This window comes from Aquaspirillum sp. LM1 (genome assembly GCF_002002905.1).
GTDB lineage: Bacteria > Pseudomonadota > Gammaproteobacteria > Burkholderiales > Aquaspirillaceae > Rivihabitans.
In genome coordinates this window covers 371,326-390,797 of the sequence record NZ_CP019509.1, presented here as the reverse complement: position 1 = coordinate 390,797, position 19,472 = coordinate 371,326, and the positions used below count along the sequence as shown (strand labels likewise).

At 62.5% G+C, this 19,472-nt stretch carries 20 protein-coding genes and 1 tRNA gene; 17 read left to right on the top strand and 4 right to left on the bottom strand.

The genetic code is table 11. The annotated features are described in order from the left end of the window. The first annotated feature begins 10 nt into the window (after nucleotides 1-10). From BXU06_RS01765 to BXU06_RS01755, 3 genes are all read left to right on the top strand, one after another. A complete protein-coding gene (locus tag BXU06_RS01765) occupies nucleotides 11-2,272 on the top strand; it encodes a bifunctional diguanylate cyclase/phosphodiesterase (protein ID WP_216352522.1) in 2,262 nt (753 codons plus the stop codon). Between the two features lie 125 nt (nucleotides 2,273-2,397). Next, nucleotides 2,398-2,471: transfer RNA gene (locus BXU06_RS01760), tRNA-Gly, on the top strand. Between the two features lie 100 nt (nucleotides 2,472-2,571). After that, nucleotides 2,572-4,743, top strand: a complete 2,172-nt coding sequence (locus BXU06_RS01755; protein WP_077296253.1) for an AsmA family protein — start codon at nucleotides 2,572-2,574, stop codon at nucleotides 4,741-4,743. A 51-nt stretch (nucleotides 4,744-4,794) separates the two neighbouring features. Here the strand turns inward: BXU06_RS01755 and BXU06_RS01750 are convergent, their stop codons facing one another. After that, nucleotides 4,795-5,415 (bottom strand): gamma-glutamylcyclotransferase family protein, encoded by a 621-nt coding sequence (locus BXU06_RS01750; protein ID WP_077296251.1) that lies wholly within the window; start codon nucleotides 5,413-5,415, stop codon nucleotides 4,795-4,797. A gap of 69 nt (nucleotides 5,416-5,484) precedes the next feature. Next, nucleotides 5,485-7,458, bottom strand: a complete 1,974-nt coding sequence (locus tag BXU06_RS01745) for a monovalent cation:proton antiporter family protein (RefSeq protein ID WP_077296249.1) — start codon at nucleotides 7,456-7,458, stop codon at nucleotides 5,485-5,487. Between the two features lie 130 nt (nucleotides 7,459-7,588). Here BXU06_RS01745 and BXU06_RS01740 point away from each other — a divergent pair, with 130 nt between their 5' ends. From BXU06_RS01740 to BXU06_RS01675, 14 genes are all read left to right on the top strand, one after another. Then, nucleotides 7,589-8,572, top strand: coding sequence for an SIS domain-containing protein (locus BXU06_RS01740; protein ID WP_077296247.1), 984 nt, complete (start codon nucleotides 7,589-7,591; stop codon nucleotides 8,570-8,572). A 20-nt stretch (nucleotides 8,573-8,592) separates the two neighbouring features. Then, on the top strand, nucleotides 8,593-9,117 hold the full coding sequence (kdsC, locus tag BXU06_RS01735) for a 3-deoxy-manno-octulosonate-8-phosphatase KdsC (protein ID WP_077296245.1): 525 nt from the start codon (nucleotides 8,593-8,595) through the stop codon (nucleotides 9,115-9,117). Further along, entirely contained in the window at nucleotides 9,114-9,689 is a 576-nt protein-coding gene (lptC, locus tag BXU06_RS01730) for an LPS export ABC transporter periplasmic protein LptC (protein ID WP_077296243.1), read from the top strand. Before kdsC ends, lptC begins: the two co-directional genes overlap by 4 nt. Continuing rightward, entirely contained in the window at nucleotides 9,670-10,212 is a 543-nt protein-coding gene (lptA, locus tag BXU06_RS01725; RefSeq protein ID WP_171982080.1) for a lipopolysaccharide transport periplasmic protein LptA, read from the top strand. Before lptC ends, lptA begins: the two co-directional genes overlap by 20 nt. Next, nucleotides 10,209-10,937, top strand: a complete 729-nt coding sequence (gene lptB / locus BXU06_RS01720; protein ID WP_077296241.1) for an LPS export ABC transporter ATP-binding protein — start codon at nucleotides 10,209-10,211, stop codon at nucleotides 10,935-10,937. Before lptA ends, lptB begins: the two co-directional genes overlap by 4 nt. A gap of 29 nt (nucleotides 10,938-10,966) precedes the next feature. Next, nucleotides 10,967-12,394 carry an RNA polymerase factor sigma-54 gene (locus tag BXU06_RS01715; protein ID WP_077296239.1) on the top strand — a complete coding sequence of 476 codons (1,428 nt, stop codon included), beginning with the start codon at nucleotides 10,967-10,969 and terminating at the stop codon, nucleotides 12,392-12,394. A 192-nt stretch (nucleotides 12,395-12,586) separates the two neighbouring features. Next, nucleotides 12,587-12,919: a ribosome hibernation-promoting factor, HPF/YfiA family gene (gene hpf / locus BXU06_RS01710; RefSeq protein ID WP_077296237.1), complete on the top strand. Its 333-nt coding sequence runs from the start codon at nucleotides 12,587-12,589 to the stop codon at nucleotides 12,917-12,919. Nucleotides 12,920-13,116: 197 nt separating this feature from the next. Further along, the gene (gene ptsN, locus BXU06_RS01705) at nucleotides 13,117-13,578 is read left to right on the top strand and encodes a PTS IIA-like nitrogen regulatory protein PtsN (protein WP_077296235.1); all 462 of its coding nucleotides are present in this window, start codon (nucleotides 13,117-13,119) and stop codon (nucleotides 13,576-13,578) included. Beyond that, a complete protein-coding gene (gene hprK, locus BXU06_RS01700) occupies nucleotides 13,571-14,527 on the top strand; it encodes an HPr(Ser) kinase/phosphatase (RefSeq protein WP_077296233.1) in 957 nt (318 codons plus the stop codon). Before ptsN ends, hprK begins: the two co-directional genes overlap by 8 nt. Then, on the top strand, nucleotides 14,508-15,338 hold the full coding sequence (rapZ, locus tag BXU06_RS01695) for an RNase adapter RapZ (RefSeq protein WP_077296231.1): 831 nt from the start codon (nucleotides 14,508-14,510) through the stop codon (nucleotides 15,336-15,338). Before hprK ends, rapZ begins: the two co-directional genes overlap by 20 nt. Next, nucleotides 15,335-15,727 (top strand): NusG domain II-containing protein, encoded by a 393-nt coding sequence (locus BXU06_RS01690; RefSeq protein ID WP_253189498.1) that lies wholly within the window; start codon nucleotides 15,335-15,337, stop codon nucleotides 15,725-15,727. Before rapZ ends, BXU06_RS01690 begins: the two co-directional genes overlap by 4 nt. A 5-nt stretch (nucleotides 15,728-15,732) precedes the next feature. Further along, nucleotides 15,733-16,263, top strand: a complete 531-nt coding sequence (locus tag BXU06_RS01685) for a Gx transporter family protein (protein ID WP_077296229.1) — start codon at nucleotides 15,733-15,735, stop codon at nucleotides 16,261-16,263. Next, the gene (locus BXU06_RS01680; RefSeq protein ID WP_077296227.1) at nucleotides 16,260-16,892 is read left to right on the top strand and encodes a flavin prenyltransferase UbiX; all 633 of its coding nucleotides are present in this window, start codon (nucleotides 16,260-16,262) and stop codon (nucleotides 16,890-16,892) included. The genes BXU06_RS01685 and BXU06_RS01680 overlap by 4 nt, the downstream gene beginning before the upstream one ends. Further along, a complete protein-coding gene (locus BXU06_RS01675) occupies nucleotides 16,889-18,376 on the top strand; it encodes an NAD(P)H-hydrate dehydratase (RefSeq protein ID WP_150125062.1) in 1,488 nt (495 codons plus the stop codon). The genes BXU06_RS01680 and BXU06_RS01675 overlap by 4 nt, the downstream gene beginning before the upstream one ends. Before the next feature lie 256 nt (nucleotides 18,377-18,632). Here the strand turns inward: BXU06_RS01675 and BXU06_RS01670 are convergent, their stop codons facing one another. Then, nucleotides 18,633-18,950 (bottom strand): DNA-binding transcriptional regulator, encoded by a 318-nt coding sequence (locus tag BXU06_RS01670; protein WP_077302557.1) that lies wholly within the window; start codon nucleotides 18,948-18,950, stop codon nucleotides 18,633-18,635. Continuing rightward, nucleotides 18,937-19,419, bottom strand: a complete 483-nt coding sequence (locus BXU06_RS01665) for a hypothetical protein (RefSeq protein ID WP_253189497.1) — start codon at nucleotides 19,417-19,419, stop codon at nucleotides 18,937-18,939. Before BXU06_RS01665 ends, BXU06_RS01670 begins: the two co-directional genes overlap by 14 nt. Nucleotides 19,420-19,472: the final 53 nt, after the last annotated feature.

The window sequence follows — 19,472 nt, the reverse complement described above, 5'->3', positions numbered from 1 at the left end:
CGGAGCTGTCATGAATCCCGGTTCTTGCCCGGTCACTGACCCCGGCGTTCCCGCTCAACCCGTGCTCAGCCATGCTGAGCAACAGGATATCCTGCATCTGCAGCAGGCTATTCTGGAGTCGGTCGCCCAGGGTCATGACCCGCTGGACATCATTAACGAGGTATGCCGCCTTGAAGAGCGCCTGCTGCCCAACGCTGTTGGTTCGGTCATGCTGCTGGACGAACAGGGCCGCCTGAATGTGTACGCTGCCCCCAGCGTGCCGGCGGAAGGTATTGCCCGTTTGCAGCAGCTGTGTCCCGGCCCGCATGCCGGCTCGTGTGGTAATGCGCTCTACCAGCAGCAACCGGTATTTGTCAGCGACACCCTGATGGATCCGCGCTGGGCCGACCTGCGCGACCTGGCAATAGACTTCAACCTGAAAGCCTGCTGGTCGATGCCCATCCGCCGCGCCGGCCAGGAAATTATTGGCACCTTTGCCCTGTCCAGCTTTGAAAGCCGCTCGCCCAGCGATTTCCACCTGAAACTGCTGGAAATCGGCGCATCCATCATCGGCATCGTGCTGGAGCGCCGCCGCGAAGCCGATAACCTGCGCCTGATGGGCAAGGTGTTCGAGAACAGCAACGAAGGCATTCTGGTGGCCGATGCCCAGGCGCGGATTGTGTCGGTCAATCCGGCATTCACCGCCATGACCGGCTACACCCGCGCCGAAGTGCTTGGACAAACCCCCAAGCTGCTGGCGTCGGGCCGCCATGACGGTGCGTTTTACCAAGCCATGTGGACCAGCCTGAGCCAGCAAGGCCACTGGCATGGGGAAATCTGGAATCGGCGCAAAAACGGCGAAGTATTTCCCGAATGGCTGAGCCTGTCGGCGGTACACGACCAAAGCGGCCAGCTGACCCACTATGTCGGGCTGTTTTTTGACATTTCCGAACGCAAGGCCGCCGAAGCGCGTGCCGAATACCTGATTCACCACGACCCGCTCACCGACCTGCCCAACCGCCAGCGCGCCAAGCTGCGCCTGAACGAGGCGATTGCCCAGGCCACCAACCAGCGTGACGAGTGCGTGGCGCTGCTGTACATCGACCTGGACAACTTCAAAACCATCAACGACTCGCTGGGCCAGGCCACGGGTGACCAGCTGCTCAAGGCGGCAGCGTCGCGCATGCTCACCCAGATGGGCAATAACGACATGCTGGCGCGTCATGGCGCAGACGAGTTCCTGCTGATGGTGCCGCATGTGCGCGAACTGCATTCGCTGACCGAGCGCGCCCAGGCGCTGCTTGCTGCGTTTTCTACCCCATTGCTGGTGGCCGACCAGGCGCTGCACACCACCTTGTCGATTGGCATGGCGCTGGCCCCGGATGACGGCAGCGACTACGACGCCCTGCTGCAAAAAGCCGAAGCGGCCATGCGGGCGGCCAAAGAAGCCGGGCGCAATACCTTCCGCTTCTTTACCGGCCAGCACGGCAGCCATGCCGCCGAGCAGTTGCTGATTCGCAACGGCCTGCACAATGCGCTGCTGCGCAATGAATTCATCCTGCACTACCAGCCACAGCTGGACCTGACCACAGGCCGGATTGTCGGTGCCGAAGCGCTGGTGCGCTGGCTGCACCCGGAACAAGGCATGGTGCCGCCGGGCAAGTTCATTCCGGTGGCAGAAGAAAGCGGCCTGATTGTGCCCATTGGCGAATGGGTGCTGTACGAAGCCTGCCGTCAGCTGGCGCAGTGGCGTGCCGAAGGGCTGGGCGAGCTGGTGGTGGCGGTCAACCTGTCGGGCGTCGAGTTCAAGCGCGGCAATCTGGTGGACAGCGTCACCCACACCCTGGCGCGCACCGGCCTGCCGCCCACCTGCCTGGAGCTGGAGCTGACCGAATCCATGCTGATGCACGATGTGGAAAACGTGATTTCCACCCTGCAGCGGCTGAAGGCACTGGGCGTGCGCCTGTCGATTGACGACTTTGGCACCGGCTATTCCTGCCTGTCCTACCTCACCCGCTTTGACGTGGACACGCTCAAGATCGACCAGTCGTTTGTCCGCCAGCTGCACCAGGGCGATGAACACGCGGCCATCATCCGTGCGGTGATCCAGATGGCGCACAGCCTGAACCTGGCCACCATTGCCGAAGGGGTGGAAGACGCCGAAGTGCTGGCCTTTCTGCGTGCCCATGCCTGCGACCAGGCGCAGGGCTATTTTTTCAGCCGTCCGCTACCGGCGGAAACTTTTGCCGAATTTGTCCGCCAGCACGTGGCCATCCCCGCGCCAAGCGCCTGAAACCACAGCCAAAACCCACATCAATCAGCGCCCGGTGCCAGCGGCCCGGCTGGCGCTGACCGCAATCAGCCCCATGGCCTGATTGCCAAAGCGGACATTTTCGGTAAGAATGTCGCACTTCCCAAGCGGGTGTAGCTCAATGGCAGAGCTGAAGCTTCCCAAGCTTAAGACGAGGGTTCGATTCCCTTCACCCGCTCCATAAGCCCCTGCCGGCTTGTTGCTCTGCACGCAGACGATGTGTGCATCGTCTCCTTTTTTAGACGCCCGGCGCCTGCCGCATCACGGAGCTTGACTGCCCCATGAAATGGAATCCCGGTCTTTCCTGGTTCACCCTTCCCCGACTCAAACTCATTGCGGCCCTGGTCGGGTTGGGCATTGCCGCCCTGCTGGCAATGATCACGGTGATTTACTCCAAGTTTGACGCCGAACAAGTACGCATGCAGTTAGGCGACGCCCTGCAAACCGATGGCCGTCAACTCACCCTCTCTGGCCCGATTACCCCGGCCATCTTTCCCCGCCCTGGCATCAAGATCGAACAGCTCAGCCTGAGCGAAACCGACGGCAATACCCCATTTCTGGTCTTGCGCCGCGCCGAAGTGCGCCTGGCCTGGCTGCCGCTGTTTCAGGGTAATAAAGTCATCCACGCCATCAAGCTGGACGGTGTGCAGCTGAATCTGCAGCGTGACCGCCAGGGCGACTGGAACTTTGCCGACCTGCTGGCGCGCAAGACCCGGCTGCCGATGGCGGTCAAACTCGACTGGCTGAAGCTGGCCGACCTGAACATTCAACTGGACGACCAGGTATTCAAACGCCAGCTCAGCCTGAACCAGGGCGCACTGGAAGCCAGCGGCATGCTCGGCAACGCCCAGCTCAGCGTGGCGGGCCTGCTGAAAAGCGGTGAACACCAGGCCAGCGTGGTGCTGGAAAGCCCGCTGAATGTGGCTGACGAACAATTCACCCTGGACAGCTTCAAGCTCACCGCCAATGGCCTGCTGGCCGGGCTGAGCGACAGCCGCGCCGAACTGACCGGCACGGTGCGCATCAATCCGGTGTCGCGCCAGCTGACCGCCGAAACCCTGCACGCCACCCTGAGCAGCCGCGAACCGTCGGTAGCCATCACCGCGCGCATGCCCAGCGCGGATCTGTCGCTGGGCAAGGATGGCTTTCACGCCCCCACACTGGAATTCAACGCCGCGCTGAACAACCAGGGCTCCAATTACAGTTTCTCCGGCCAGCTCAGTGACATCGCCGGACGCTGGCAAACCCTCACCGCCCGCCAGCTCACCGGTGCCATGAGCTGGAAAGCGCCTGGCGAACACACCCTCACCGCCCACCTGCAAGCCCCGGTCACGCTGAACGATTGGGAAACCATCCGTCTGAGCCCACTGAAAGCCGACACCACCCTGGCCACCCCGCTGCTGCCGCGCGGCCAGCTCAAGGCCACCGCCAAAGGCGAGCTGACGGCCAACCTGGGCCGCCAGCATGTGTCTACCCGGCTCAGCGGAACCATTGACGGGCAGCGCTTTGACTTTACCGGCGAACAGGACGGTTTTATCACCCCCTTGCACAATGTCCGCCTCAGCCTGGGCAAACTCGACCTGAACCGCTATCTGGCCGAATCCACCGGCAATCGCGTGGGCCTGTTTTACGGCAACCGCAAATTTGATCTGGACTGGCTCAAGGCGCTCAACCTGACGGGCGACATCCGCATTGCCGAACTGACTGCCGGACGCTTCACCATGCAGCAAGTGGGCAGCAAACTGGCATTCACCCCAAACAAGCTGCTGCTGGAAGACATTACCGCGCTGATCTACGGCGGCAACCTGAATGGCCGCCTGGAGCTCACCCCCGGCGAACAACCGCGCCTGGTGGTGCATGAAACCCTGGCCGGCATGAATATCCGCCCGCTGCTGCGCGACCTGCTCGATTTTGACCAGCTCGATGGCAAGGGCCGGCTGGAAGCCACGCTGACCGCCGAAGGACAAACCTTTACCCAATTACGCAAAACCCTGAGCGGCACGGTGCGCGTTGGCCTGACCGAAGGCGCGCTGCTGGGGGTGGACCTGGTGGATGCGATCAAGCGCCTGCCTGCCGAGCTGGGCCGGCTGGGGGAAAACACCGGCAAGCGCACTGAGTTCCAGAGCCTGACCGCCCAGTTCAACCTGAACCACGGCGTGGCGCGTAACCAGGACCTGCGGCTGAACGCCAATCTGCTCAGCCTGCAGGGCCACGGCAAGGTGGATCTGGTCAGCAGCATCATCGATTACGCCATGCGCGTGCAGCCGAATATTCTGGTGTTCACCAACACCAAGGAAATGAATGTGCCGCTGAAGATCACCGGCGAACTGAGCGCGCCCACCTATGCGCTGGACTTCAATGCGCTGGTGAAAGACAAGAAAACCGATCTGGAAAAACAACAGGTGCTGAAAGAGCAGCTGACCAACCAGTTCAATCTGTTCAAGAATCCGTGACGCGTGGCTGGCCATGGCCCGGGGAGGCATCCTGCCATGGCCAGCCACGCGTCACGATGGCATCCGGTCTTCCTTGATCTCGCCACTTTCCAGCAAGCGCCGGGCAAGTTCCGGGTTGAAGGTCACCGTGCCGTTTTCTTTTTTGATGATATTGCTTCTTGGAATCGAGATAATCGGGTGATACACATAGCACCACGCCAGGTAAGACACCCCATGCTCGGTCGTGCACAGCGTGATATCGCGCAGGTACACGCGCAAGCGGTCTTTCCGCTGTAAACGCTGTCCGTCCATATCAAAATTGAATTCAAGCTCATCCAGTTTGGCCAGCAAGCTGTAATACTGGTTTTCACGCGGAAACAGCAACGTTCCGGCGATGTTTTTTCCGCCCTGGGGGTCGAATGCGGCAGTCACTTCCGGTATGCAGTTCTTCCGGAAAATCTTGTAATACAGCTCCCCCCTGACGATGCCATCCTTGCTGTCTTCTATTTGCCCGACCACATCGCTGTGGTACAAGCCACCCTTCTTCAGCGTGCCGTAAACAAATATAGGCAAATTGCTTGGGTAAATTCGCATAAAACCAACCTTTGTGTGCAAGCTTGTGTCTGAATCCGTCATGATATGGTGCCCTTCATACTTGGGAAACGCTGGAAAAACCGTCAGCAGCCATCCCATGCCTTGATGTGGCTGTGCCGGTGTTTTTGCAAAAACCACTTTCTCAAAATCAACCCTCCTGGCATCCCGTCAATGCTTCCCCCCCAGCAGCAGCAGTTCCGCCGTGCCAATCTGCTCCGGCGTGCCCAGTAGCACCACCACGTCATCGGCATGCAGTTCAAAGTCCAGTTCCGGGGCGATATGCCGGGCCGAGCGGCGTTTGACGGTGCGCACCTGCACACACAGCGCGCCCAGATGCAGTTCGCCCAGGCTCTTGCCCACGGCAGCCGAGCCAGGGGTGAGGGTGACGGCGGCCAGGCGCGGTTGCTGGGCGTCGTCCATGGCCAGGCTTTCATCGGTCACGCCACGGAAAAAGCCACGAAACAGGCTGTAGCGCTCTTCGCGCACGCTGCGGATGCGGCGCAGCACCCGGTTCAGCGGCACGCCCAGTGCCATCAGCGCCTGCGAGGCCAGCATCAGACTGCCTTCCATCACTTCCGACACCACTTCATCGGCACCGGCTTCGCGCAGCAGGTCGATATCGGAGTCGTCCACCGTGCGCACAATCACGGTGAGATCCGGGCGCAGTTGCTGCACCACCTGCAGGATACGGATGGATGAATGGGTGTCGGAGTAGGTGATCACCAGCGCCTTGGCGCGCATCAGGCCGGCGGCGAGCAGCACTTCTTTTTTGGCTGCGTCGCCAAACACCACCGCATCGCCAGCGGCGGCGGCTTCGCGCACCCGCTCCGGGTCGAGGTCGAGGGCAAACACCGGGATGGATTCGCGTTCCAGCAGCCGCGCCAGCGCCTGGCCGCTGCGGCCATAACCACAAATCAGCACATGCTCGCTGCGCAGCATGCTGGACACCAGAATCTGGTGCAGGTCAGCCGCCTGCATCATCCAGTCGGCGCGAATCAGCTTGCGCACCAGCCAGTCGCTGCGCGGAATCAGAAACGGCGACACCAGCATGGATAACAGCACGGCAGCAATCGCCGATTGCTCCACCTGCGGGGCAATCAAGTCCAGGTTGCCGGCCAGCGCCAGCAGCACAAAGCCAAACTCGCCGCCCTGCGCCAGCGCCACCGCACTGCGCAGCGATTCGCCAGACTTGTACTGAAACAAGCGGGCAATGGCAAACATCAACAGCGCCTTGCCCAGCACCAGAAAGACACCAAACACCAGCACCAGGGTAAATTGCTCGGTCAGCACCGACACATCCAGGCGCATGCCGATGGTGACAAAGAAAAAGCCCAGCAGGATATCGCGGAAGGGCTTGATGTCTTCTTCCACCTGATAGCGGTATTCGGTTTCGGCAATCAGCATGCCGGCGACAAACGCCCCCAGCGCCAGCGACAGGCCAGACAGTTCGGTGAGGTAGGAGACGCCCAGCGTCACCAGCAACACATTGATCATGAACAGTTCGGACGAGCGCTGACGCGCCACCAGATGAAACCATGGCCGCATCACCCGCTGGCCAATGCTGAACAGCAGCACCATCACGCCGCCCACTTTCAGCGCCGCCAGGCCCAGGTCCTGCCACAGATGGGCAGAATGCGAGGCAAACGCCGGAATCAGGATCAGCAGCGGCACCACCGCCAAGTCCTGAAACAGCAACACGCCAATCGACAGCTGGCCATGCGGGGCGTTGAGCTCCAGCCGTTCGGTGAGCAGCTTGGAGACAATCGCCGTGGACGACAGCGCCGCCACCGAGCCCAGGGCAAAGCCAGTGAGCGGCGAGGCACCAGCCATCACCACCAGCGCCATCACCACCAGCAGGGTGACTACCACCTGCGCCGCACCCAGGCCAAACACAATCTGACGCATGGCGCGCAGCTTGGCCAGGCTGAACTCCAGACCAATGGTGAACATCAGGAACACAATGCCGATTTCACCCAGAAAGCGGGTTTGCGCGGTATCGGCTATCAGCTGCAAGCCGCCAGGGCCAACAATAAAGCCCACCAGCAGATAGCCCAGCATGGCCGGCACCCGCAAGAGGCGGCACAAGACCACCACCAGAACGGCAGCCAGCAAAATGGCAACAACAGGGGCAAGCGAATGCATGAGCGGCGATTTTCTCCATCGGGCGGTTGGTCAGGCCAACCGGTAAGCGCCATGGGCGCGATGCGGGGGCATTATAACTTGGTTATACTTGCGGTCTTGTTGACCTGCGGTAATACCGTGTGATGGCTGTATGACTGAAGATGCTGTTTCCCTGCACCGCCTGGCGCTGGCCCGCGATGTGCTGGCCACCGAGGCGGAGGCCATCCAGACGGTATCCGCCCGCCTGGATGTGGTTTTTTTACGTGCGGTGGATGCCATCCTGGCCTGTCAGGGCCGGGTGGTGGTCACCGGCATGGGCAAGTCGGGCCATATTGGCCGCAAGATTGCCGCCACGCTGGCCTCTACCGGCACGCCGTCCTTTTTCATGCACCCGGCAGAAGCCGCGCATGGCGATCTGGGGATGATCACCGCGCAGGATGCGGTGCTGGCCTTATCCAATTCAGGCGAAACCAGCGAGTTGATCGCCTTGCTGCCCGCCTTGCGGCGCAAGGGCATTGCCCTGCTGGCTATTACCGGACGACCCGGTTCCACCCTGGCCCGTGAGGCCGACGTCCATCTGGACGCCGCCGTCAGCCGCGAAGCCTGCCCGCTGGGGCTGGCCCCCACGGCCAGCACCACGGCGGCGCTGGCGCTGGGCGATGCGCTGGCGCTTACCCTGCTGGACGCCCGGAATTTTCGTGAGGAAGACTTTGCCCTGTCCCACCCTGGCGGCAGCCTGGGCAAGCGCCTACTGGTGCGGGTGGCCGACGTGATGCACAGCGGCGAGGCGCTGCCCAAGGTGGGGCCGGACACCGCGCTGAAAGATGCGCTGTACGAAATCAGCCGCAAGGGCTTAGGCATGACCGCCGTGTGCGACGCCAATCAGCGGCTGCTGGGGGTGTTTACCGACGGCGACTTGCGCCGCCTGCTCGACCGTGGCCAGTTTGACCTGGGCCGCGCGGTGGGTGAGGTGATGAACCCAACCCCCCGCAGCATTGCCGCCGACCGGCTAGCCGCCGAGGCACTGCAGCGGATGGAGCAGGACAAGATCAACGGACTTTTGGCACTCGATGCCGCCGGCCTGCTGGTGGGCGCGCTCAATATGCACGATCTGCTGCGCGCGGGCGTGGTGTGACACAGGATAATTCAAAGCTTATGCAGACAGTACAAACCCTGGCCAGGCCGGTCAAAATGCTGGTGATGGACGTGGATGGCGTGCTGACCGACGGCAGCATCTACCTCACCGACAGCGGCGACGAGCTCAAGGCGTTCAATTCGCAGGATGGCCTGGGCCTCACCCTGCTGCGCAAAAGCGGTGTGGCGCTGGCCATTATCAGTGGCCGCAAGGCGCGCTGTGTGGAAGTGCGCGCCCAGGCGCTGGGCGTGGCGCATGTGTATCAGGGGATAGGCAACAAGGCCGAGGCGTTTGCCCAGCTGCTGGCCGATACCGGGCTGAGCGCGGCAGACTGTGCCTATATTGGCGACGATGTGATTGATTTGCCGGTGATGCGCCAGGTGGGCTTTGCCGTGGCGGTGCCAGATGCGCCCAATCTGGTGCGCAGCCACGCCCATTACGTGACCGGCAGCGCCGGCGGGCGCGGCGCAGTGCGCGAGCTGTGCGAACTGATCCTGCACGCCCAGGGCAAGCTGGATGACGCGCTGGCAGTGTATCTGGCATGAACCGTCGCCCTAACAAACTGTTTCCGCTGGTGCTGCTGGCGTTGCTGGCCGGGCTGACCTTCTGGCTGCAGTCGCTGACCGACTGGCTCAGCGCCAGCGTCAGCCATGACAAGCGCGCCGAAGCGCCAGACTACGTGGTGGAAGGCTTTACCGCCACGGTATTTGACGCCCAGGGCCAGGTTAAACAGCACCTGAGCGGCCAGCAGGCCTGGCAGCAACCCAATGACCCCACCATTCATTTGCTGCGCCCGCATTTGCGCCAGTACGCCGGTGCCGTGCTGCAACTGGAAATCATCGGCGACAATGGCCGCTATAACCCGAAAACCCGCATCAGCCAGTTTCCAGGTCAGGTCACCGTATTGCGTTACAGCCCAGGGCAGGACACCGCCAAACTGGTCAGCAGCCAGCTGACCATTGACACCGAGCAGCGTACCGCCCGTTCGCCGGCGCTGTCGGTGCTCAGCCGTGGCCCCAGCGTGGTGCGCAGCACTGGCTTCACTTACAACGATGTCACCCAGCAGGTCAAACTGCTGTCCAAGGTAAAGGTAACCCATGTTCCGACCCGTCAATGACCGCCTGCTGTCCGGCCTGCTGGCCATGGCGCTGACTGCCGTTTCTGCCCACAGCCTGGCCGAGCAGGGCGACCGCGACAAACCCATCCAGATCGAAGCCGACCGCGCCAGCCTGGATCAGCTTAAAGGCATCACCGTTTACGAGGGCAATGTGGTGGTCACCCAGGGCACCATTCTGCTGCGCGCCGCCCAGGTGACGGTCACCCAGGACAAAAACGGCGGCGATCTGGCCGTGGCTCACGGCAACCCGGCCACTTTCCGCCAGAAAATCGACGGCAAAAATGAATGGATGGACGCCCAGGGCCAGCGGATTGAATACGACAGCGGTAAAAATCTGGTTAAACTGTTCGACAACGCCAGAGTCAAGCGTGGCCAGGACATCGTGATGGGGCAGACCCTGGTCTACAATACCAAGGATGAAACCTTCATCGCCAACGGCCCCACCGGCGGTGCCAGCCCGGCCAAGGGCAGCGGCGGGCGGGTGACGGTGATTTTGCAGCCCAAGAAAAAGGATGGCCAATGAGCCGCAGCGTGCTCTCGGTACACCACCTGAACAAGCGCTATGGCAAGCGCACGGTGGTCAAGGATGTCTCGCTGGATATCAGCAGTGGCGAAGTGGTCGGCCTGCTCGGCCCCAATGGTGCCGGTAAAACCACCAGTTTTTACATGATTGTTGGCCTGGTCAGCGCTGATGGTGGCGAAATGCGCATCGATCAGCATGATATCCGCCATCTGCCCATCCATCAGCGTGCGCGCATGGGGCTGGGCTATCTGCCGCAGGAAGCATCGATCTTTCGCAAGATGACGGTCGAGGAAAACATCCTGGCCATTCTGGAAATTGCCGGTCGGCGCGGCGAAGACGCCGAAAACGAGCTGACCAGCCTGCTGGACGAACTCAATATCGGCCACCTGCGCGAATCGCCAGCACTGGCCCTGTCTGGCGGCGAGCGCCGCCGGGTGGAAATCGCCCGGGTGCTGGCCACCCGCCCGCGCTTCATCCTGCTGGATGAGCCGTTTGCCGGCGTGGATCCGATTGCCGTGCTGGACATTCAAAAAATCATTGCCTACCTGCGGGAACGCAATATCGGCGTGCTGATTACCGATCACAACGTCCGCGAGACCTTGTCGATCTGTGATCATGCCTACATTATCAACGAAGGTTCCGTGCTGGCCAAAGGCCGCCCCGACGAACTGGTGAGCGACGAAAACGTCAGACGGGTGTATCTTGGTGAACATTTCCGCCTGTAGGCGTGTGACAGCGTGATGAAGCCCGCGTAATGAAACAGAGCCTGCAACTTAAAGTCAGCCAGCAGCTGACCCTGACCCCGCAACTGCAACAGTCGATCCGGCTCTTGCAGCTTTCCACCTTGGACTTGCAGCAGGAAATTGAAAACATCCTGCACGACAACCCGATGCTGGAGCGTGACGAAGGCCAGCCCGATCCCCTGCCCAATACGGCGGACACCCCGGCCAGCAGCGCCGACACGCCCGGCAACGACAATAACGACGCGCCAGAGCCCAGCCGCGACGACGACGGCCCAGCCGATTCGCTGGAGCTGTCCGACTGGTCCAGCAGCGGTTCGGGCAACCACGACGACGATTTCGACCCGCACGCCAATATGGTGGCGGAAAAAACCCTGCGCGAGCACCTGCTTGACCAGGTGGCCGAACACGCGCTGCAAGCGCGCGACCGCGCCGTGGTCACCTTCCTGATCGAAGAACTCGACGACGATGGCTATCTCACCCAGTCGCTGGAAGAACTCGCCGCCCACCTGCCGGAAGAGCTCGGCGTGGACGCCGACGAACTGCAAGTGGGCCTGCGCCTGTTGCAGCAGTTTGAACCGGCGGGCGTGGGGGCCCGCTCGCTGGCCGAGTCGCTGACCCTGCAACTGGCCATCCTGCCGGACAGTCCGGTGCGCACGCTGGCCAAGGTGCTGATCAACGAACACCTGTCGCTCTTGGCGCACCGCGATTTCAACAAGCTCAAGCGCCAGCTGCACTGTGACGACGACATGCTCAAGGCGGTCACCCTGCTGGTGGCCTCGCTCAACCCGCGCCCGGCGGCCGGTTTTGGTCGCGACAACACCCAGTACATCGTGGCCGACGTGATGGTGCACAAAGGCCCGGAAGGCTGGCGCGCCCAGCTCAACCCGGCGGCGATGCCCAAGCTGCGGGTGAATTCGCTGTACGCCCATCTGCTGCAACACCACCGCGAAGGCGGCTCGCAGCTGACTGCGCAGTTGCAGGAAGCCAAATGGCTGATCCGCAATGTGCAGCAGCGCTTTGACACCATCCTGCGCGTATCCGAGGCCATCGTGGCGCGCCAGCAACAGTTTTTTGAGCTGGGCGAGGTGGGCATGCGCCCGCTGGTGCTGCGCGACATTGCCGACGAACTTGGCCTGCACGAATCCACCATCTCGCGGGTGACCACGCAAAAATTCCTTTTATGTCCACGGGGTATCTTCGAACTGAAATATTTCTTCGGCAGCGCGCTGGAAACCGATTCCGGCGGAGAATGCTCGGCCACTGCCATCAAGGCGCGGCTGCGCCTGCTGATTGGCAACGAAGACCCGAAAAAACCGCTTTCCGATTCGGCATTGGCTGATATGCTGGGCGCTGAAGGCATTCAGGTGGCGCGGCGGACGGTGGCCAAGTACCGCGAAGCCATGCAGATTCCGCCGGTCAACCTGCGCAAGTCGATCTGATCATGTTGTTCCGCCGTGGCCTGAGTGCCACGGCCTCAAGCCGGCTGTGGGCCGGCCGATGAAAGTATGACGGAGACCGGCCTGGGCATCAGGCCACTCCCTGCCGGCCACGCGGCGGGCCTTGTCCCGCCGCACAGCTTCAACCCGGCCCGTCCCGTTGGACGTGGCGTTTTTCCAGGAAGGAGTAAGGTTATGAACCTGAAAATCACCGGCATTCACCTCGACGTTACCCCCGCGCTGCGCGACTACATTGAAGCCAAGCTCGAACGCATCACCCGTCATGTCGATAACGTCACTTCTGTCGCCGTGACCTTGTCGGTAGACAAACTGGAACAAAAAGCCGAGGTGAACGTTCACCTCAAAGGCAAGGACATTCATGTCGAGGCCAGCAGCAGCGACATGTACGCCGCCCTGGACGCCCTGGCTGACAAGCTGGACCGCCAGGTGCTCAAATACAAGGAAAAACTGACCGACCACCACCCGGCAGACAAGGCCGCTGTGGTGCAGGCTCCGACCGAGGCCTAAAGCCCGCTTGGCGGCATGAGCGCCCAAGTGGCGGCGCGGTCGGGTTTCCTCCCGGCCAGATATCCACTACGGCGGAAACCTGCGGGTTTCCGCCCGTTCCTTCTTCCCAGCCATGTCAGCAGCGCAGATGCGCACGCTGCCCAGCCGGATCAAACCGGCGTAGAATGGCGCGGTTCCGTGAAAGCGTGGGTCACGCAATGAGTTTGATTGCCAAAATCCTGTCCCCCGAACATGTGCTGCTGGATCTGGATGTTTCCAGCAAGAAACGCGTGTTCGAGCAGGTCGGCATCCTGTTTGAAAACAGCCATGGCATCGCCCGCAGCGATGTGTTCGACTGTCTGTTTGCCCGAGAAAAACTCGGGTCAACCGGTCTGGGTCAGGGCGTGGCCATTCCGCATGGCCGGGCCAAGGGGCTGAAAGAAGCCACCGGGGCCTATATCCGGCTGAAAGCGCCGATTCCTTATGATTCACCCGATGGCAAACCGGTGCAAAGCCTGTTTGTCCTGCTGGTGCCCGATCAGGCCAATGACTTGCACCTGCAGGTATTGTCCGAACTGGCCCACCGATTTTCCAACCGCCAGCTGCGCGAAACGCTGTTGACCGTCGCCGACGCGGCCACCGCGTACCGCCTGCTGGCCGAGTGGCCTGCCCATGCCTAGCATCAGCGTTCGCCGTCTGTTCAATGACAACGTTAACAAGCTTGACCTGGTCTGGGTGGCCGGCACGTCGGGGGGCGATCATCGCATCCATACCGACGACCAGCGTCCCACCCTGGCGCTGGTGGGCCACGTCAATCTGATTCACCCCAATAGTGTGCAAGTGTTTGGCCTGGCCGAAGTGCAGTACCTCAACGCGCAATCGCCCGAAGAGGGCAAGCGCATGCTCGACCAGCTGTTTTCCCTGGCCATCTCGGCCATTATCGTCGCTAACGATCAAGCCCTGCCCAAGGGGCTGCGCAGCTACTGCGAACAGCACAATGTGCCGCTGATGACCTCGTCCCAGCCATCGCCCTATCTGATGGATGTGCTGCGCATTTACCTGGCCAGGGTGCTGGCTGCGTCCACCATCATGCATGGGGTATTTCTGGACGTGCTGGAAGTGGGCGTGCTGATTGCCGGCGAATCGTCGATGGGCAAGAGCGAGCTGGCGCTCGACCTGATTTCGCGCGGCCATGGCCTGGTGGCCGACGATGCGGTCGAGCTGTACCGCATTGGCCCGGAAACGCTGGAAGGCCGCTGTCCGGACGTGCTGCGCGATTTTCTGGAAGTACGCGGCCTGGGTATTCTGAACATCCGCACCATTTTTGGCGAAACCGCCGTGCGACCGAAAAAAGTGCTCAAGCTGATCATCCATCTGGTCAAGGCCACCGATCAATCCATGCGCGAGCTCGACCGGCTGAATATCCAGAGCGAAACCCAGGATATTCTGGATGTGGCGGTGCGCAAGGTCACCCTGCCGGTGGCCGCCGGGCGCAATCTGGCTGTGCTGGTAGAAGCCGCGGTACGCAACTACATCCTGCAGCTGCGCGGCATCGATAGCACCCGCGACTTTATCGAACGTCAAACCCGTTTCCTTCGAGAGCAGGAACATGCAACTGATCCTGATTAGCGGATTGTCTGGCTCAGGCAAGTCGGTCGCCCTGAAAATTCTGGAAGACTCCGGCTTTTACTGCGTTGACAATCTGCCCTCCACCCTGCTGCCGCAGCTGGTGGAAAATATCCATGCCTACCATTACCAGCGGGTGGCCATCAGCGTGGATACCCGCAGCGCGCCGATGCTGTCGCTGTTTCCCACTGCCGTGCATCAGCTGCGCAAGCTGGATATCGACCTGCGCCTGTTGTTTCTGGAAGCCAAAACCGAAACACTGATCAAGCGTTTTTCCGAAACGCGCCGTCGTCATCCGCTGTCGGAAGAGGGGCTGACCATCCCCGAGTGCATCGAAAAAGAACGCGAGATGCTGGCACCGATTCACGAGCTCAGCCAGCGCATCGACACCAGCGACCTCAGCGCCAACCAGCTGCGTGGCTGGGTGCGCCAGCTGGTGGACGCCGACAATTCGCGGCTGACGCTGATTGTGCAGTCGTTTGGCTTCAAGCATGGCATTCCGCTGGATTCCGACTTTGTGTTTGACGTGCGCTGCCTGCCCAACCCTTACTACGATCCGCAGCTGCGCCCATACACCGGGCTGGATGAGCCGGTGGCACATTTTCTGGCCGCCGAGCCGCAGGTGGAAATGATGTTTGAAGACATCCGCAGCCTGGTGGCGCGCTGGCTGCCGGAATTCTCCCGCGACAACCGCAGCTACCTCACCGTGGCGGTGGGCTGCACCGGCGGGCAGCATCGGTCGGTCTACTTGGCTCAACGCCTGGCCAGTGCATTTGCCGACGAGCAGGTGCTGATTCGCCATCGTCAACTGTGAGACCCACCCAGCTCAACCGGCTGCTGCCGCTGCTCTCCCCTGGTGATGGGCTGATGCTGCTGGCCGGGGCCGCTGTGGTGGTGGGCTGTTTTGTCAGCTTCTGGCAGGATGGCATTGCCGAAACCGTGGTGATTCGCGCCAACGGCCAGGTGTTTGCCACACTGAGCCTGCGTCACGATCGCCGGATTGAAGTCCCTGGTCCGCTGGGCACCACCGAAGTGCAGATTGCCAGTGGTCGGGTGCGCATCCTGCGCGACCCCAGTCCACGCCAGTATTGTGTGCGCCAGGGCTGGCTCAGCCGCCCCGGCCAGACCGCACTGTGCCTGCCCAACCGCACCGCCATTGATATTCCCCGCCGCCATGCGCCCTACGATAGCCTGAACTTCTGACTTGCATGCCGACACCCCCTCCCACCCTGACCCTCACCGCCCACGCCGACGACCTGCGCGTGGCGCAACTGGCCGCGCTGGCCGTGGTACTGTCGCTGGTTGACGCCGGCATTCCCACCCCGCTGCCCGGTCTGAAGCCGGGGCTGGCCAATATCATCACCCTGCTGGCGCTGACCCGGTTTGGCTGGCGGGTGGCGGTCAGTGTCAGCCTGATGCGCATTCTGGCGGCCAGCCTGCTGCTGGGCAGCTTGTTCACCCCCGGCTTTTTTCTCAGCCTGACCGGCGGGCTGTGCAGCCTGGCCGGGCTGGGGCTGGCGTACCGGCTGCTGCCGCGCCGGCTGTTTGGCCCAGTCAGCCTGAGCCTGGTGGCGGCATTTTGTCATGTGGCCGGCCAGCTGGCGCTGGCGCGGCTGTGGTTGATTCCCTCTGACGGCATTTTGTATTTTGTGCCGCCTTTTGCCCTGGCCGCCTGGCTGACCGGTCTGGTCAATGGCCTGGTGTGCGCCCTTTTGCTGAAAAACGATCCACTCCGATGACTGCTTCTTCCCCTCCGGCTTCCCCTCTCACCATCACCCTGGCCTTGACGGGTGCCTCCGGCCTGCCGTATGGCGTGCGCCTGCTGGAACACCTGCTGGCTGCCGGCTGCCGGGTCTGGCTGCTGTACTCGCAGGCGGCGCAGATTGTCGCCCAGCAGGAAATGCAGCTGACCCTGCCCAGCCAGCCCAAGGCGCTGCAAGCGCTGTGGCGCGAACAATACGGCTGTGGCGAGCGGCTGTCGGTGTTTGGCCGCGAAGAATGGTTTGCCCCGCCGGCATCCGGCTCCAATCCGGCAGACGCCATGGTGGTATGCCCGTGCTCGATGGGCACGCTGGCGGCGATTGCCCATGGCCTGAGCGACAGCCTGATTGAACGGGCGGCAGACGTCAGCATCAAGGAAAAACGCCCGTTGATCCTGGTGCCACGGGAAACCCCGCTGTCGGTGATCCATCTGGAAAACCTGCTTAGCCTGGCCCGGCTGGGCGTGGTGATCCTGCCGCCGAGCCCCGGCTTTTACACCCATCCCACCTCGGTGGCGGATATGGTCGACTTTGTTGTCGCCCGCATCCTCGACCAACTGCATATCCCGCACCAGCTGATGCCGCGCTGGGGAGAGTCCCGCTCATGATGCCGCTGTTTGACCTGACCACCATCCGCTCGATTGAAACCGCCGCCGCCGAGGCCGGCGTCAACCTGATGGCCCGCGCCGGCCTGGCCATTGCCGAATGGATTGGTGCCCGCTACCCGGCCAGCGCCAGCGTGCTGGCCGTCACCGGGCGCGGTAATAATGGCGGCGACGCCTTGGTGGCCGGCGCGCTGCTGCTGGCGCGTGGCTACCGGGTGGATGCACTGCTGCCCATGGGCGAGCCCGGCAGCATGGAAGCCATTGCCGCGCTCAGCGCCTTTCGGGCGGCAGGCGGACAGGTACTGTCCGGCTGGGATCAGGCGCAAGGCTATGCGCTGGCGCTGGATGGCCTGTTTGGCATTGGCCTGAGCCGGCCCCTGCAGGATTCGGCGCGGCGCACCGTCGAGCGGCTGAATGACCTGGACTGCCCGATTCTGGCGCTGGACTGCCCATCCGGCCTGGACGCCTGGAGCGGCATGCCCAAGCCGGTGGCGGTACGCGCCGACGCCACGCTGACCTTTATCTGCCCAAAACCGGGGCTGTACACCGGCGATGGCCGCGACTACAGCGGCGACATCACCCTGGCCGCCCTTGGCCTGCCAGAAGACTGGTGCCCCCCCTGGCCGGCCAATTGCGGCGCGCTGAACCTGCCTGACAGCCTGGCGCTGGATGCGCTGCAGCGCGCCGGCAACAGCCACAAGGGCGATTACGGCAGCGTGGCCGTGCTCGGCGGCGCATCCGGCATGGGCGGTGCGGTGTTGCTGGCCGCCCGTGCCGCCCTGCTCAGTGGAGCCGGCAAGGTGTTTGCCGGCTTTGCCGGCGAGTGCCCGCCGCTGGACCCGCTGTATCCGGAACTGATGCTGCGCGACGCCGCCAGCCTGCTGGAACAGCCCGACCTGTCGGTGCTGGCCATCGGCCCCGGCCTGGGCACTGCCACCAGCGCTGCGCTGCTGCTGGAACACGCGCTGGAACAGCCGCTGCCCTGCGTGCTGGACGCCGATGCGCTCAATCTGCTGGCCCATCACCCGGCGCTGGCCGAACGGGTACGCCAGCATCCCGCTCCCTGTGTGCTGACCCCGCACCCCGGCGAAGCCGCCCGCCTGCTGGGCAGCAGTGTGGCCGACAGCCAGGCAGACCGCATTGGCAGCGCCCGCGCGCTGGCCGAGCGGTTTCAGGCGGTGGTAGTGCTTAAGGGGGCAGGCAGCCTGATTGCCCGCCCAGGTGGCCACTACCGGCTGAACCCCACCGGCCACGCCGGCATGGCCGCCGCAGGCCAGGGCGACACCCTGACCGGGCTGATTGCCGGCCTGATGGCCCAGGGCTGCCCGGCCTTTGACGCCTCTGCAATGGCCTGCTGGCTGGCCGGGCGCGGGGCAGAGCGCCTGGCCCGACGCGGCGTGGGTCCGGTCGGGCTGACGGCCAGCGAAACAGCCCAGGCCGCACGGGCGGAGCTTAACCGCTGGCTGCATCCGGCTGCCAACGGTTAAGCGGATGTGCGGCAGTCTGGTCATCCGGGCTTCAAGGGTGTAACAGGCCGGTTTAGCGGACAAGAAGCCCGCTCAAACCCGTGAGCATTGGCCCATTGACTCGGACGAGCTGGCCAAAGTTTTTAGCGACTTAGGCATCGCATTTTGCACAATGGGGTGAACGGGTGCGCGAGAGCGGTATGGTGATCAAGGCCGTTTGACACCCACCGTAACCAGATAGGCCACAGCCCGATGGCGTCGCCGGAGCGCGCAGAGGTCAGGCGGTGAGTTCGTGTGTCAGCTCGGGATGCTTGATGATCAGGCGCAACAGGCAGGCCACAGCGCCGGGCGGCGTGAAGCGCCCCTGCTCCCAGTCGCGCAACGTTGCTACCGGCGTATCAATCCGTTCAGCGAACGCGGCCTGCGTCAGTCCGGACTTCTCCCGCGCCTGGCGCACCAGGATTTGCTCAGGCGTGGTCACGCGCCCGACAATACCCGCCCTGGCTTGCGCCAAGGATTCGCGCAGCCCTTCGATGGACTGACCGGCATCGACCTCTATCGCTTTGGCAACCTTTTCAATATCAAGATTCTTCATACCCATGTTTCGCTCCTTTAACAGCTTTAGCGGGGATGGTGGATTGCTCAGATTTCACATAGACCGCCAGTAGCACAATGACGCCATCTTCCAGTATGTTGAAATAGATGACGCGCGCGCCGCCTCGCTTACCCTTGCCTTGCGCTGCCCAGCGTACTTTGCGCGCACCCTCCGTACCCGGAATCACATCCCCGGAAAGTGGGTTGCAAGCAATCCACTCAATAAAGCCGTCAAGTTCGTCGTCTGACCAAACTCTGCGAGCCTGAGCTTGGAATTCTGGGGTTTCAGTGACCGTGTACATGAATTGAATTATGCGGGATACCCGTATAAACGCAAGGAGATGGAATGGTTTGAACGTTTCAATGGCCGCATCAGCGAAGTGCTGGCCACCCACCGCTTTGAGTCTGGCCAGAATCTGGCGCAGACGCTGGAGCAGAGGGAAAAATCTCGCCGGGCCTCGTGCTGTCATCCCCTGTTAGACCCTCTGAGAGCAAAAGCCGCTATGCTGTGCTGATTATCCCA